A 14,139-nucleotide genomic window follows, 5' to 3' on the forward strand; every position below is an offset into this window, starting at 1 on the left:
CCTTTATGACCAAAAGCTCGAAAGAAACGGTCTAGGAAAATCTGAGCTTCTTTCCTTTCTTTGCCAGTAATATGCTGTTGACAAAAATCAATAAATTCCTGTAAGCTTTCAAGGGTAGTAGTCATCTTTTGCTTCACTCGCTTAAAGTCTTTGCTTGTGGTGGCTGGTTCTGGAGTGCTACCGCACCGAAGCCAACCGTTGGACGGACAAAGTTTTGAGAATTTCAAAGTAGTCCATCATATACTCTGAGTTCTGCTACAGTCTGGGCTAGATCTTGCATTTCATAAGCTGCAGGTAACTCATCAACACTATTGTAAAATTAGGTAGGCGATCATACAGCTATAGATTTGTATCCGAATTCCCTTTTCATTTTTGGTAATGAGGTTGTCGAGTTTAATGTGCATTTTCAAGAACTTCCACAGAAGTTCTATCTGCCATCTTTGTCGGTATATTTCCCCGATTTCTTCATTGCTGACCGCCCCTTCCCCTTCTCAAGGTAAATCCGTTGCTATCCGAAATTTAGTCAGACTTTCTAGATCACAGAAAGCCGCCACGGCAAACTCCCTATTGTGAAGGTAACAATTTGTCTGGATTCTGTCTGTAATAGCATTTTTTGTCTCACTTTTCTCAACGTTTAACACTTCTGCCATCGATGTACTGATTATTTTATGATTAGGATTGAAAGTACCATGCTTACCTAAAGCTGGTTGTGCTTCATCAAATAATGATAGATGGACACCTTTTAAGGACAATTTTTACTACTCTCCCATCCTAAATTGTTAGAAAAAAACAACATTTACCTATTAATTAATCCCACTCTGTTGTGTATCTTGACCTTGCACAGCGTCGGCAGCGGAAACACCATCACCCTGAAAACCAAAATACCATAAAGTAGCGGCAGCTTCAGCGCGAGTTACTGGTCTTTTTGGCTGAAATAGGGTAGTAAAACCAAAAACTCGCCGAATATTGGCTTGTTCGGCATTTTGAAAATCGGCATAAAGAGCGCGCACCAGCTGCGGGTTAATTTTATTAGTATCCTGAAAACCCCAAGTATTTTTAATTGTATCAAGATTGGCGCTCGGTAAAGCTTTTCTGATATCTAATGGCACTTTCCAAGCGATTAAATCTTCCCGGGTTAAAGGGGAATTGGGACGGAATAAAATCGCACTACTATCTCCCGTTAAAGGAGAGGAAATTAACCCCGCTTCCGCTAATCCTTGAATATAAATATAATCGGGATCGTTATTTTTAACATCACTAAAAGCTGGGGAACTATTGGCAGTAGCTAAACGTATTTGTTTACCCGCTACATTAGCATAAATGGCATTATTAGCCTGTAACAACCAGCGAGCAAATTCTCGGCGCGTTATTGTATTATTAGGGTTAAACTGACTGTTATTACCTGTTAATACTCCTAATCTAGCTAAGTCTTGAATGTAGCTTTTTAATGGATTATGTAAGGATTCGAGATCGTTAAAACTGGTGGGATTGAGATTGGGTAACGGGGAGGGACTAGGGGAGGGACTAGGGGAGGGAATAGGGGACGCAATTGGGGTTCCTATTGGACGATAATCGAGGCTATATTCGGTATTGGGAGAAGTGGCAGTTATGGTGATAGTTAATTCTAAATTATCTCGACGGGCCGTTAGGGTACTATTGACTCCTTCCCCAGAAAAGGGAGTGATAATTTCCCAATTATTATTAACTAATTCCTGTTGATAAAAAGCCTCGATCGCATTGCTAGGATCGTTGGATTGCCAACGGGTTTGCCCAGCAGTATTATCAGGATTTGTCTGCACCGATAATAATTCTGATTGACTATATCGAGGAATTTCTGCGGGAAAATTTGCGGGTAATTGCCTGTTATTAGGAGAGTTTTCTGGTATGGGATTTGTTTGTAGATTAGGATCGGCAGCCAGACGATTTTCTAGGGCAGGATTGCCACTACAGGCTGCTAAAATGCCCAGCAGGGTGATCATTGTACTGTAGCGAATAAACTTACTCACGGTCTTTACCAATATTGTTTCCTTAGCTTTATCCTAGCTTATTTACCCAGGGTTTTGACTAGGAAAAATTTTGCGCCACCATTGACGTAATTTCCCCAGCAGAAATCTTCCTAATCCTTTTGTGTATTTTTCAAATTTGTAGTAAAATAAAATGTCGATTATATCCTGGGTGGCAAGATACTTGAGATAGGATACTCCTTGATCTATACGCGCATCACTATATTCTAAATAAACTTTGCGACTGAGGCGATCGGATAAATTCCATTTTGGTTGAAAATATTCTTGCATCCGCTGTTGATAAGGGGCAAAACTGCTCGATTTTCCCTGTAAATATTCTTCTATGTATTCACAAGCAATTTCGGCTCCTTTCATAGCATGGCGAATACCTTCCCCTCCTAAAAAGTTAACCGTAGAAACCGCATCACCAATCGCTATAATATTCGGTTCTTGATAATAAATATCTTGCAGATTGAGCGAATATTCTAAAATAGAGCCATGAATGTCGATTATATCATATTTAGAGAGATTCATGTAGGTTTGAATAATTTGTGTAATATAACTTTTTAAAGGCTTAACTTCAGGAATATAAGGATGTTCTCCCTCTAACCAAGCAGCTCCTATTTTTAATTGCTGATTATCCATAGGAAAAATCCAGCCATAACCCTTAGGACTCCATTTATGACCGAGAAAAAATACTAAATTATCTTGATATTTTTGATAATCTAGTTCTGGCACAGCAATTAAATATTCAATACCAACTGCTTTTAAAAAATTAGGTTTTTCTCGTTTATGTTTATACATAACCCCTCTAGCGTATCCCGTAGCATCAACCAATAAACGAGTAGTAACTGTCTCGATTTCCTCGCCTTTTGATTTCAAGAAAACAGTTAGCTGATCCTCCATCTGTTCATATTTCAGATAACGACAACCTAAACGAACTTCTCCCCCCCAACGCAGCACTTCTGCGGCTAAAAACTCTCGCAACTTGGCAAAATCAAAAACTACCCCTAAAGGTTGCGGTGATGACCAAGAACGATGTATGCTAGTGGAGATAATTTCAATATTTTTCCAAAACCTAGCCACTACGGTTTCGGGGAGATTGAATTGTTCTAAAATTTCTAGGGGAGAAGCGGCACTAGAAAAGTTATTATCTTGCCAACTAGAATGTTGTTCCACTAAAAGAACACGATAACCTTTTTCACTTAATAATCTACCACAGTGACCTCCCGCCGGTCCCCCCCCAATAATTACGACATCATAATCCATGGTCACTCCCTCGCCTTGCCAATTTGCTTCTATTTTACCCTAAATTGCCCTTTGTTAAACCCCAAATGGTTAAGCTGTTGTCCATCTAAATTTGATTCTCTTTTTGCCTTGTTTTCTATCCCATCATCGAAATTATAACTTTAAATGCAAACTGGCTTATGACATTCTTACTATTATTAGTTACTTCCCTATCGCTGATAATTTGGTTATATTTAATTTTAGCTAGGGGACAATTTTGGCTATCTAACCAAAAAATTAATCCTGTCACTTCTACTTTAACAAATTATCCAAAAGTCTCGGCAATTATCCCCGCAAGAAACGAAGCCGACGTTTTACCTATCAGTTTAACCTCACTCTTTAACCAAGATTATCAAGGAGAATTTTCGATTATTTTAATTGACGATCAAAGCAGTGATTACACGGGGAAAGTTGCCCAAGAAATTGCCGATAAATATCATAAATCTGGACAAATAACTATTATTTCTGGACAACCTTTAGAGATAGGATGGACGGGTAAATTATGGGCAATGAAACAGGGAATAACAGAGGCTACCGAGAAATTCGCCCCCGATTATTTTCTGTTCACCGATGCCGATATTGCCCACGCACCGGATAATTTAACCCAATTAGTCACTAAGGCAGTACAAGAAAAACAAGCTTTAGTTTCCCTGATGGTGTTGCTAAATTGTGACAGTTTTTGGGAAAAATTTCTTATTCCTGCCTTTGTTTTTTTCTTCGAGAAACTCTATCCTTTTCCCCTAGTTAATAATCCTAATTCCCCGATAGCTGCCGCCGCTGGGGGCTGCATTTTAATTCGCCGAGATATCCTAGAAAAAATTGGCGGTATTGAGATTCTTAAACAAGCTTTGATTGATGATTGTTCCTTGGCGATTGCGGTTAAAAAATATCTGCAAAATCACCCTGAAAATACTGAGAAATCCATCTGGTTAGGATTAACAGAAACCACCTATAGTCTTCGTCCCTATCCCGATTTAGCCAGCATTTGGAATATGGTAGCCCGCACCGCCTTTACACAACTAAATTACTCAATACTTTGGTTAATAGGGACAATTTTCGGGATGTTTTTAACCTATCTAGCCGCCCCCTTGGGTTTAATCTGGGGATTGGTCTTAAAAGAAACATCAATGATTATAATTAGCACCATAACCTTATTAATAATATCCCTTTCCTATAGCCCGACTTTAAGACTATATAAATTATACCCCCTGCGGGCTTTAACTTTACCCCTAATTGCCCTCTTTTATAGTTTAATGACCGTCGATTCTGCCCTGCGTTATTGGCGCGGTCAAGGAGGAGGTTGGAAAGGGCGAGTTTATCCTAATTAGCTAGAGCAAGCCTCAAGAATTCCTAACAAATTAACTAAGTAGTTATCTTAATGCTTGCTGCTATAAGCTTAATTTTCTTCCTCAACTTCTGGCGTTGGTTGTGGTAAACGAGCGATAAAATCTTTCATTTTAGGATGATTAAACATTTTCTCCGTATCTTGCAGAAGACGTTTACCCCAAAGATTTTCCCCCAAAAATTCCAGACTGACATAACGACTATCGCTAGTGAGAGCGGCCTGAGCTAATTTGATGCCCTCCTCGGTTTTCCCTTGACTATAAACAGCCACCGCAATAGCTAACTGAGGTTCCGCCTGTTTAGGATCGATTTTCAAAGCGGCCCGCCAATCTTGAAGAGCTGCTTCCTTATCACCCTGTTCGTATTTAACTAAACCAATATTATTAATAGCGGGCCAAAAATTTTTATCTTGACTAACAGCTTTTTCGTAAGCTGCAATCGCTTGGGGATATTGTGCTAACTTGAGATAGGAATTACCGAGATCAAAAAGAGCGGGGGAGATATCGGGTTTCATTTGCAAACCCGCTTCAATCTGGGCAATAGCAGACTGGTAATCTTGATTCTGAAAATAAGCACTACCGAGGGAAAATTTAATATTAGCGTGGGCATCGGCGGGAGCAAGGGACAAAGATTGATTTAATGCCTCGATACCGAGTTGCACCTGATCGTCTTGCAGATATAAACTACCGAGAATAAACCAAGTTTGATAGAGATGGGGGGCTAACTGCACCGCTAACTTAGCCCGTCCGAGGGCCGCATCGGTACGGCGGAAACGAGCTAATTGGATGGCATCCTCAGCCATTTCAATTCCCGCTTGTTCCATCTGTTCTAACTCCGGTTCGATGGCGTAGGGGAGTAGTGCTTGGGAAAAAGCCGGCGGGCTGCCAGCGACGAAAAAAATGAGCAAAGAAATGATTAATTGAAGTTTTGGCACAGTTTACCCCCGCGATAGGCCTTTTTAAATCAGTCTATCTCGCTTGGGAGTTGTTGGCTAAAGAAACAACAAAGGCAACTCTAGAGACGTTAGTATATAACCAATTAACTTTCGGCTCATCGATGGCAATAACCGTGTTGGGAAAATCAAATCGCCCCCTATTTTGGATATTCGGACTCATGGCTAGTGGTTTTCTGGCGGTGGGAGTGGTTTCTTATCGCTTGCTGCAAACTCCTCCTCCTGCCCTAGAATTGGCGAAAATGACCGTTCCTGCTCAACGGGAAACCCTCGCTGTGGAAATTAAAGCTAGTGGTAGGGTGGAACCAATCCAAAGTGTCAACATTAGCCCGAAAAACCCCGGCCGATTAGTGCGATTATTGGTGGATCAGGGCATGATCGTTAAAAAGGGACAAACCCTCGCCGTCATGGATAATTTAGAGGTGTATGCCCAGGGGATGCAGTCAGAAGCGCATCTGCGGGAAGCTCTAGCCAGTCTGGAACAGGCTAAACGCAGTATTCCCGAAGATATCCGGCAATTACAAGCCCGATTTTATCAGGCCCAGGCCAGTTATAAGCAATTAGAAGCCCGTTTAGCTCAGGCCAAAGAAAGAATTCCCAAAGATTTAGACCAGCTGCAAGCTCAGGTACAAGCAGCCCAATCCCGTTTTCGACTAGCAGAAAATCGGGTTAAACGCAATGAAAATTTAGTCCGGGAAGGGGCGATCGCTCAAGACCAATTTGATGCCGTCCTCAATGAATATCTCAACGCTAAAGCCAATTTAGACGAATCGATCCGCCGTTTGGAACAAGCGGATAAAACCGCTTCCCCAGAAGTGGCCGGAATTGAGCAGGAAATGATAGGAGCGGCAGCAGCGATCGCAGAAGCGAAATTTGCCCTCGAACAACGCCAAAAAACCCAAGAAACCGAGCTGGCTCGACTAGAATCATCTGTAGCGGCCGCTAGGGCCGATTTAGAGCAAGTTAAGATTCAATACCGCGATACGGTCATTACTGCTCCCTTTGATGGCATCGTCACCCAAAAATACGCCACCGAGGGTTCTTTTGTCACTCCCACCACTTCGGCCTCTAGTACCGCTTCCGCTACTTCCACCTCGATTATCGCCCTAGCATCGGGATTGGAAGTGATTGCTAAAGTGCCAGAAGTAGATGTGGGTTTATTGCAGCGCGGCCAACCCGTGCGAATTGTCGCCGATGCTTTCCCTGAAGAAGTCTTTGAAGGTCGAGTTATTCTCGTGGCTCCTGAAGCAATTATCGAGGATAATGTTACTTCTTTTGAAGTGAGAATCGGTTTGGTGACGGGACGCGACAAACTCAAATCGAAAATGAATGTGGATGTAACTTTTGTCGGCCAGCAGTTAGATAATGCCCTGGTCGTGCCGACTGTCGCCATTGTCACCCGGGAAGGCAAGTCAGGGGTTTTAGTTCCCGATGGCGCAAATAAACCCAGTTTTAAACCCGTTTCGATCGGTTTGGTCTTAGACGATAAAACTCAAATTTTATCAGGTTTGGAAGCTGGAGAAAAGGTCTTTATCGATCTCCCCGAAGGGGCCGAAGATACCTCGAAAACTAATCAAAAATCTCGATAATTTTCTTTAACAAGTATTCCTAAATTGTCTTTTTTATGCTAGGTCAGGATTCGATAAATGGGGGAATGGGGGAATTCAACTAATACCCCAAAACCCTACAACTATCTAACCGATAACCGATAACTGATAACTGATAACTGATAACTGATAACTGATAACTGATATGTTTATCATCGAAAGTTTAAAAATGGCCGTCTCCACCCTAGGGGCCAATAAAGTGCGTAGCGGCCTGACCATGTTAGGAATTATCATCGGTAACGCTTCGGTGGTGGCCATGATCGGTATTGGCCAAGGGGCGCAAACCTTAGCCAATGACCAGTTTGCTAACTTGGGACCGAATACCATTTTTGTGGTGCCAGGGTCGCGACAAGCACGCAATACCACCGTTAATTTACCGAAAACCTTAGTTTTAGCCGATGCTCAAGCGATCGCCGAACAGGTTCCCACCGTCGCCGAAGTCGCCCCGGAAATAAACGCTCGTTTCCTGATTTCCTATCGTAATCGCAATATGACGGCTCTAGTCACGGGAAGCACCCCAGAATACGCTTCTGTCCGCAATTTTACCCTAGAAAAAGGTCGTTTTATCAATAATATCGATCTAGCCCGTAACAAACGGGTAACGGTGATCGGCCGTGAAGTGGCATCGCAACTTTTCCCCACCCAAAATCCCCTCGGTCAACAGCTGCGGATCAAAAATCTTAGTTTTGAGGTGATCGGGATTTTAGAGGCGAAAGGCTCCTTTTTTGGCAATAATCAGGATGAAATGCTGATTATTCCCCTTAGCACCATGAACTCGCAACTGGTGGGCAAAACCTCTCCCTACGGTGTCGAGTTGAGTTGGATTAGTCTCACCGCGCGATCGGGGGAGGAAATCCGTGCTGCTAAGTTCCAAATCCAGAATCTCCTGCGTTTACGCCATAAAATCGTCGCTGAGGATGATTTTCGCGTCGAAACTGCTAAACAGATGATCGAAATCTTCGGCACGATTACCCAGGGACTAACCCTACTTTTGGCTCTAATCGCCGGTATTTCCCTAATTGTCGGTGGTATCGGGGTGATGAATATTATGCTCGTTTCGGTTTCGGAAAGAACCGGGGAAATCGGACTAAGAAAAGCGATCGGAGCCAGAGAACAGGATATTCTCTTACAATTCCTGATTGAATCAACTCTTGTTTCCATCGCTGGTGGTGCCCTTGGTATTCTCGTCGGTGCAGGAGCGATCGTTCTCGTCTCCAGTTTCTCTCCCCTGGCTGCCACTGTTTCCGCCACCGCCGTCGCCCTGTCTTTGAGCGTTTCCACGGGTATTGGTCTCTTTTTTGGCGTTTTTCCCGCCTATCGTGCCTCTAAATTAGAACCGATTGTCGCCCTCAGAAGTGTCTAAGCTGCCCGCGCATTAGTAAAGGGATTGGGGGAGATTCAGCTAATCTCAGGATAGGCGGTTAAAATGCGCCTTAGCTTAATTTTTTAACGTTTCCTTAAATCTGTAAATAGACCATTTAATTGATTATTATTTATTCTCCTGACTCCTGACTACTGGCTACTGACTCCCAACCCTAACAACAATTTTTGATTTTTACAAGAGGTCTAATGTGTGGGACGAATTTGATAATCTCGATAACGACGATAATCATTGAGAATGCGATCATGGTCAAAGCATAAAGGTTGGGGGAATTCCCAGAGATGAAAAACCCCGACTTTTTTGGCATCATCGGCAGCAATTGGTTTGCCTTTTGCCGTGGCGATAAAAACAATACTAATGGTGTGTTGACGTGGATCGCGGTTAGGATCGGAATAGACGTGAAATTGCTCGATTAACTGCACCTGCAAACTGATTTCCTCGTAAGCTTCCCGAATGGCCGCCGTTTCCACTGATTCACCGTAGTCCACGAATCCTCCCGGAATTGCCCAACCAAAGGGCGGATTTTTTCTCTCAATCAGCAAGATCGGACGGTGGGGCGAGTCGATCAGTTCGATGATAATATCAACAGTGGGAGCAGGATTACGATAGGTTGTCATTCTGAATCTTCTTTTGTGGGATTTTTAAACCCTCAACCCAAACCGACTTTTGGATACTATGTACAGTTGGCCTTCATACCTTTTATTTAAACTTAAGTATTTATACTCAGGTAACAAGTAGGATGCTGCCACTTTCTTCTATCTGTATTATCACACTTTTTTTATCTATTTCGATCGTCCCCCAAGTAATAGACCCTAACCGCTAACAGTCCGAAAAAGAACAATCCAGTCGATCTTCTTAAGTGTAACTGCCAAAATAAGGATAATTCTGATGCTGATAGCTAAAATAACTGATATTAGTCAGTTTAGCTCATAATGCTGGCCAAGGCGATAGATAGGAAGTGAAGGACGGGGAAATAGTCAGAATTTTCCCAGATGCCACAGATAAAGCCATTTCTTTGTCCCTTGTTTGATCGAGGAATCTGGCTCTTTTTATGCTAGATATTTTCAGAAATTACTAGAGACAAAAAAAATTAAACCTCCTCAACTGCTCTGACACAGGTTACAAATGCCCCGATAACGGTTAAGCTTATTTTAATCTCTGTAATTGCTTTTATGGATCATTTAACTGCTGAAAGACTCAATTTAACCACAAAGATCGCCTATGGTGCTGGCGATTTAGGACCGGCTATCACTGCCAATATCTCGGTATTTTACCTGCTATTTTTCCTGACTGATGTGGCAGGATTATCGGCTGGATTAGCTGGTAGTGTGCTGATGGTGGTGAGAATTTTCGACGCTATTAACGATCCGATTATTGGAATGTGGAGCGATCGAACTCGTACGATCTGGGGTCGTCGCTTACCATGGATGTTATTGGGTTCAATTCCCTTCGGAATTAGCTATTTTTTACTGTGGTTAATCCCGACTAATAACCAATTATGGCTATTTTTATATTATATTTTTATCGGCATTATCTTTAATTTAACCTATACAGTAGTCAATCTTCCCTACCAGGCTCTCACCCCTGAATTAACCCATGATTATAATGAGAGAACCCGCTTAAATAGTTTTCGTTTTGCCTTTTCTATCGGGGGTAGCATTCTCTCATTAATTCTCTATATTCTCGTCTCATCGTCCTATGCAAACAATCTCCATCAGGCTTTTTTATTGTTAGGTGTAGTTTGTGCTTTAATATCGATTATAGCAGTTATTTGGTGCGCTTTAGTTTTACAAGAACGAGGAGCAAAAGCGATTCTCAATCCCCCTCAGAAAAAAGTTTTGGCAATTGCTTGTATAGTTATCGGTGCGCTTTCCTCGGTCTATGGACTAGGAAAAATTGGGGTAAATACCAGGGACTTTATCGCTATTTCCACAATTTTATTAGGAATACAAGGGATAGTTTCAGGGTTAACCCTTTACTATGGCAAAACTGAAAATCATCTCAGGGATAGCGCAGCAATTAAACAGAGGGAAGCCGCTAATAATACCGAAACTATTCCCCTGAAAGAACAATTAAAAATAGTTTTTGGTAATCGTCCCTTTTTATACGTTATTGGCATCTATCTTTGTGCTTGGTTAGGAGTACAATTAACCGCATCGATTTTGGTTTACTACGTCGTCAGCTACATGAGACTATCGGAAGCAGAATCGGGTTTAGTCGCTTTAGCAGTCCAGGGAACAGCTTTAGTGATGTTATTTTTCTGGCAAGCAGTTAGTCAGAAATTAGACAAAAAAATAGTCTATTTTTTAGGGATGACAGTCTGGATTATTGCCCAAATCGGTTTATTTTTGCTCCAACCAGGAGAAATAACTTTAATGTATGCTTTGGCAGTTTTGGCGGGATTTGGCGTATCTGTGGCCTATTTAATTCCTTGGTCAATGGTTCCTGATGTGATTGAATTAGACGAATTAGAAACAGGAAAACGTCGAGAAGGGATTTTTTATGCTTTCATGGTACTTTTGCAAAAAATTGGTTTAGCTTTCGGGTTATTTCTTGTCGGTATTGCCCTAGAAACATCGGGTTTTAAACCGAGAATACCAGGAGAAGCAATTCCTGTGCAGCCAGATAGTGCTTTAATAGCAATTCGCCTAGCAATTGCGCCTTTACCAGCATTTTTCCTGATCATTAGCTTAATTCTTGCCTATTTTTATCCAATTACTCGCCAAGTTCACGCCGAAATTTTAGACCAATTAGCAGCAAGAAGACAAGAAGAAAAGTAGGCCTTGCTGAATCAAGCTATGAAGGCCAACTGTGCAGCGTATCCAAAAGTTAGTTTGGGTCTAGGTTTTAAAAATCCCCACACCCATTGCCTGATTACAGTTCTAAAGCTTCGTAGATGTATAATTTATTCAAAAAACCGACACTGCTGAAGTGGTAACTAGGTAAAGGGGGAGGGAACCATAATTCCGTTTGATAAACACTGAAAATGAGAAAATTTTTTCTCGTGGTATTAGTGGCGATCGCTTCTTGTAAAAAAGGATGACCCGTATCCACCAACATTTTACAGTAACCCCGCAAGAGAGCTTGCACCTCGAGGGAAGCTTGCGCCCGAGCGCAGACATAATCCCGAAGATAGCTAGTTAACCTCTGAGAAGCGTATTGTTCGTAATCTTCACGATTGGGGTTAGTTGTCAGCAATATCCCCGCAATTCCCCCTAAAACCACTCCTACCACCACTCCCCCTAACCGTGCCAATTTCATAAGCTCTCAAACCATCACTCACTTACCCTAACCATAGCCTGAATTTAGGATAAAAAACCTGTTGCCAACCATTCGTTTTGTGCTATAATAGCAAAGGTGTAAGGCGAGCGTAGCCAAGTGGTTAAGGCAGTGGATTGTGGTTCCACCATTCGGGGGTTCAAGTCCCCTCGTTCGCCCTCTTATGAACTACTCCCATCTACTAGGTAGTCTCCTGTCTCCGATCTCAAAAATGGAAATTAATTTGGCACGACTACTTAACAAATTATTGCGATCGCTTGCCATTAACTAATTTTCAGCGATAATCTAAAGTCAGAGTTGATCGGGAGATAAGATCATGAACTTTCGTCTAGTTCTATTTTCAGGCCTAGTAACGGCCTTAGTTGGCGCTGGTATTGGTTATGGCATTAGCCGCATTGAACGCAATCCTAGCCAAGTCAACTATAAAAATCCCTATAACTATCAAATCATCTATAGACGTTATTTGACCGGTGCTGGGGCAGCAATTGGCTTCTGTGTGGGTGCGAGTTTACAAATGGTCAAAGAACTCAAAGAAGAAAGAGATAGAGAAATGGGCATCCTAGATGATGGCTCAGAATTCTAGTCTTTTGGGGTTAATTCCTCAAGAATGATGAATTGAACGTGATTAATCGCTAAATCGCCGATGGGAACTTGGGTTTTTAACACTGGTTGTCCTTCACTTAGCATTCGTTCAAAGGGGATGTCTTTGGCAATTTCCGTGTGATACCAAGCTAAACCCATAAAGAAACGATTGGGATAGGGACCACCTTCAAAAATATCATCGGGATTGGACTCCATGGGAATCCAACCGATAGAGGGCAGATAAAATTCCATCCAGACGTGATTGTAATCTGGTTCGAGGGGTAAATTACGTTCCAGGGGATGGGGTGGGCATTTATAGCGTCCCACTGTGCGACAGGCAATACCATTGAGACGACACAAAGCCAATAATAAACCCACATATTCCCCACAGGAACCCACTCCGCGCCGCAGGGCAATATCGGGGGTGTCGATGTGGGGTTTGATACCGTAGGAAAGCTGATCATAGACGTAATTACGAATACTATAAACTTTTCGGAGGAGATTGGTTTCTCGACCGATCGCTTCTTCGGCAGCATTGAGGATAATTTCTGTGTTCATGGCCAGATCATCATTATCGATCAAATAGCGATCGGGAAAATCAGCGGGTAAGGAGGGTAAATTTTCGCAATCTTGGGGGGTAATTTGGTATTTAATTCCCCACACTTCTAAAACCACTTTCCACCCAAAAATATGACGTTGTTTGGCGGTTATTTGCTCGAACTTAAATACTGCTACCCGCTGCCCGTCCTGAATTTCTTCAATAAAAGGCAATCCCACCGCTTCGACGCTGCGAATTTTTTGCCGCGGTGTTTCTAAGGGTAAAGCGATGCGCCATTCCACATCTTTTAGTTCGACATTATAGAGAGGTTCCAATTCCTCGACGTAGGATAATTCAATCAGATAACCGTTAGAAAGGGTGTATTTTTTAGCGGGATCGTAGTGAAAATATAGAGGATGGACAAAAGTACGCGGACGATAACTAAGTTCGTGAACCTGTTCGGAATTGGGATTATCGCGGATACAGGGTTCCTGGAAAGCATAGGCCACATATAATATATCCTTGCCACTGTTAGCATCGCGATAAAATGCCAATCCCGTCGGCGATTCAAAAGGAGTTATCATGCTAAAAAGCTGTTCTCCCGTGGCGCGATCGAGACAGTAAACCGTTTGTTCTAGGGTATCCGTTAGCCAAAGTTCTTCCCCGCGAATGGTGATATTTTCGATGCCGATACCCGGCGCGTACAAACGAGTAATTTCCTGTCCCGATTGGCGCTCAAATATAAAGATTTGTCCAGAACGTTGACAAGTGACATAAATTGTGTTGCCGGTTACGGCGACTCCGTTAGCGGTGTAGGGAAGACGGGTAAAAAATTTCGGGGTAAAATCTTCGAGAGTGCAGCAGTAGAGATTTTCGCGAGTAGTGAACCAGAGGTGATTTTGATCATCGATTGCCAATCCCGTCGTCCCGACGAATTCTTGCCAGCGATGGGAATTAAGTACGGTTGTATGACCAGTATCGAGGGCAATTTGGTATAAATAGCCGTTTTTTGCGTCGATAGCGATTAATTTGTTATCTTGAAATACAATTCCGTGCAGGGCTGTGGCGCTAATCGGACGAATCGTTTGACGATGGGAGGAAAGACTGGCAGGATCGAAAATCATAGGAGGAAGCGAAAAGGGAGAGCGTTTTTAAATGAATAAAAC

At 42.5% G+C, this 14,139-nt stretch carries 12 protein-coding genes, 1 tRNA gene and 1 pseudogene; 6 read left to right on the plus strand and 8 right to left on the minus strand.

Annotated features, from left to right (window positions below; translation table 11 throughout):
* Positions 1 to 311 precede the first annotated feature (311 nt).
* The 3 genes and pseudogenes from MiAbW_RS04675 to MiAbW_RS04685 form a co-directional block, all read right to left on the minus strand.
* A pseudogene (locus MiAbW_RS04675) lies at positions 312 to 560 on the minus strand (transposase); the annotation flags it as partial.
* 243 nt (positions 561 to 803) lie between these two features.
* A complete protein-coding gene (locus MiAbW_RS04680; protein ID WP_151695130.1) occupies positions 804 to 2,018 on the minus strand; it encodes an S-layer homology domain-containing protein in 1,215 nt (404 codons plus the stop codon).
* A gap of 30 nt (positions 2,019 to 2,048) precedes the next feature.
* Positions 2,049 to 3,272 (minus strand): NAD(P)/FAD-dependent oxidoreductase, encoded by a 1,224-nt coding sequence (locus MiAbW_RS04685; RefSeq protein WP_151695131.1) that lies wholly within the window; start codon positions 3,270 to 3,272, stop codon positions 2,049 to 2,051.
* Between the two features lie 158 nt (positions 3,273 to 3,430).
* Here MiAbW_RS04685 and MiAbW_RS04690 point away from each other — a divergent pair, with 158 nt between their 5' ends.
* The gene (locus MiAbW_RS04690) at positions 3,431 to 4,618 is read left to right on the plus strand and encodes a glycosyltransferase (protein WP_151695132.1); all 1,188 of its coding nucleotides are present in this window, start codon (positions 3,431 to 3,433) and stop codon (positions 4,616 to 4,618) included.
* A 68-nt stretch (positions 4,619 to 4,686) separates the two neighbouring features.
* On the opposite strand, the gene MiAbW_RS04695 is transcribed toward MiAbW_RS04690, so the two are convergent.
* Together MiAbW_RS04695 and MiAbW_RS19520 are read right to left on the minus strand one after the other, a co-directional pair.
* Positions 4,687 to 5,568 carry a tetratricopeptide repeat protein gene (locus MiAbW_RS04695; protein ID WP_151695133.1) on the minus strand — a complete coding sequence of 294 codons (882 nt, stop codon included), beginning with the start codon at positions 5,566 to 5,568 and terminating at the stop codon, positions 4,687 to 4,689.
* Between the two features lie 34 nt (positions 5,569 to 5,602).
* Positions 5,603 to 5,749 carry a hypothetical protein gene (locus tag MiAbW_RS19520; protein ID WP_172456229.1) on the minus strand — a complete coding sequence of 49 codons (147 nt, stop codon included), beginning with the start codon at positions 5,747 to 5,749 and terminating at the stop codon, positions 5,603 to 5,605.
* Here MiAbW_RS19520 and MiAbW_RS04700 point away from each other — a divergent pair.
* Both MiAbW_RS04700 and MiAbW_RS04705 read left to right on the plus strand, forming a co-directional pair.
* Complete coding sequence (locus MiAbW_RS04700) at positions 5,691 to 7,175, plus strand: efflux RND transporter periplasmic adaptor subunit (protein ID WP_151695134.1); 1,485 nt, start codon at positions 5,691 to 5,693, stop codon at positions 7,173 to 7,175. The two genes, MiAbW_RS19520 and MiAbW_RS04700, sit on opposite strands and share 59 nt — an antisense overlap.
* A 163-nt stretch (positions 7,176 to 7,338) precedes the next feature.
* Positions 7,339 to 8,556, plus strand: coding sequence for an ABC transporter permease (locus tag MiAbW_RS04705; protein WP_151695135.1), 1,218 nt, complete (start codon positions 7,339 to 7,341; stop codon positions 8,554 to 8,556).
* 203 nt (positions 8,557 to 8,759) lie between these two features.
* Here MiAbW_RS04705 and MiAbW_RS04710 read toward each other — a convergent pair whose 3' ends face one another.
* Positions 8,760 to 9,191 (minus strand): NUDIX domain-containing protein, encoded by a 432-nt coding sequence (locus MiAbW_RS04710; RefSeq protein WP_151695136.1) that lies wholly within the window; start codon positions 9,189 to 9,191, stop codon positions 8,760 to 8,762.
* 555 nt (positions 9,192 to 9,746) lie between these two features.
* Here MiAbW_RS04710 and MiAbW_RS04715 point away from each other — a divergent pair.
* Positions 9,747 to 11,354, plus strand: a complete 1,608-nt coding sequence (locus MiAbW_RS04715; protein ID WP_151695137.1) for an MFS transporter — start codon at positions 9,747 to 9,749, stop codon at positions 11,352 to 11,354.
* Positions 11,355 to 11,448: 94 nt separating this feature from the next.
* Here MiAbW_RS04715 and MiAbW_RS04720 read toward each other — a convergent pair whose 3' ends face one another.
* Complete coding sequence (locus MiAbW_RS04720; protein WP_151695138.1) at positions 11,449 to 11,835, minus strand: DUF4359 domain-containing protein; 387 nt, start codon at positions 11,833 to 11,835, stop codon at positions 11,449 to 11,451.
* 103 nt (positions 11,836 to 11,938) lie between these two features.
* On the opposite strand from MiAbW_RS04720, the gene MiAbW_RS04725 reads away from it, so the two are divergent.
* Both MiAbW_RS04725 and MiAbW_RS04730 read left to right on the plus strand, forming a co-directional pair.
* A tRNA-His gene (locus tag MiAbW_RS04725) sits at positions 11,939 to 12,011 on the plus strand.
* Positions 12,012 to 12,169: 158 nt separating this feature from the next.
* Positions 12,170 to 12,436 carry a hypothetical protein gene (locus tag MiAbW_RS04730; RefSeq protein ID WP_108937439.1) on the plus strand — a complete coding sequence of 89 codons (267 nt, stop codon included), beginning with the start codon at positions 12,170 to 12,172 and terminating at the stop codon, positions 12,434 to 12,436.
* On the opposite strand, the gene MiAbW_RS04735 is transcribed toward MiAbW_RS04730, so the two are convergent.
* Positions 12,433 to 14,097, minus strand: coding sequence for a transglutaminase domain-containing protein (locus MiAbW_RS04735; RefSeq protein WP_151695139.1), 1,665 nt, complete (start codon positions 14,095 to 14,097; stop codon positions 12,433 to 12,435). The genes MiAbW_RS04730 and MiAbW_RS04735 overlap by 4 nt on opposite strands.
* Positions 14,098 to 14,139: the final 42 nt, after the last annotated feature.

The sequence above is a fragment of the Microcystis aeruginosa NIES-4325 genome, assembly GCF_008974145.1.
In the GTDB taxonomy this organism is placed as follows: Bacteria; Cyanobacteriota; Cyanobacteriia; order Cyanobacteriales; family Microcystaceae; genus Microcystis; species Microcystis aeruginosa_G.

What these genes read in the sequence shown, in the direction of transcription:
- MiAbW_RS04685 (WP_151695131.1), bottom strand. Translation starts at nt 3,272, where the DNA reads ATGGATTATGATGTCGTAATTATTGGGGGGGGACCGGCGGGAGGTCAC.
- MiAbW_RS04690 (WP_151695132.1), top strand. Translation starts at nt 3,431, where the DNA reads ATGACATTCTTACTATTATTAGTTACTTCCCTATCGCTGATAATTTGG.
- MiAbW_RS04700 (WP_151695134.1), top strand. Translation starts at nt 5,691, where the DNA reads ATGGCAATAACCGTGTTGGGAAAATCAAATCGCCCCCTATTTTGGATA.
- MiAbW_RS19520 (WP_172456229.1), bottom strand. Translation starts at nt 5,749, where the DNA reads ATGAGTCCGAATATCCAAAATAGGGGGCGATTTGATTTTCCCAACACG.
- MiAbW_RS04705 (WP_151695135.1), top strand. Translation starts at nt 7,339, where the DNA reads ATGTTTATCATCGAAAGTTTAAAAATGGCCGTCTCCACCCTAGGGGCC.
- MiAbW_RS04710 (WP_151695136.1), bottom strand. Translation starts at nt 9,191, where the DNA reads ATGACAACCTATCGTAATCCTGCTCCCACTGTTGATATTATCATCGAA.
- MiAbW_RS04715 (WP_151695137.1), top strand. Translation starts at nt 9,747, where the DNA reads ATGGATCATTTAACTGCTGAAAGACTCAATTTAACCACAAAGATCGCC.
- MiAbW_RS04720 (WP_151695138.1), bottom strand. Translation starts at nt 11,835, where the DNA reads ATGAAATTGGCACGGTTAGGGGGAGTGGTGGTAGGAGTGGTTTTAGGG.
- MiAbW_RS04730 (WP_108937439.1), top strand. Translation starts at nt 12,170, where the DNA reads ATGAACTTTCGTCTAGTTCTATTTTCAGGCCTAGTAACGGCCTTAGTT.
- MiAbW_RS04735 (WP_151695139.1), bottom strand. Translation starts at nt 14,097, where the DNA reads ATGATTTTCGATCCTGCCAGTCTTTCCTCCCATCGTCAAACGATTCGT.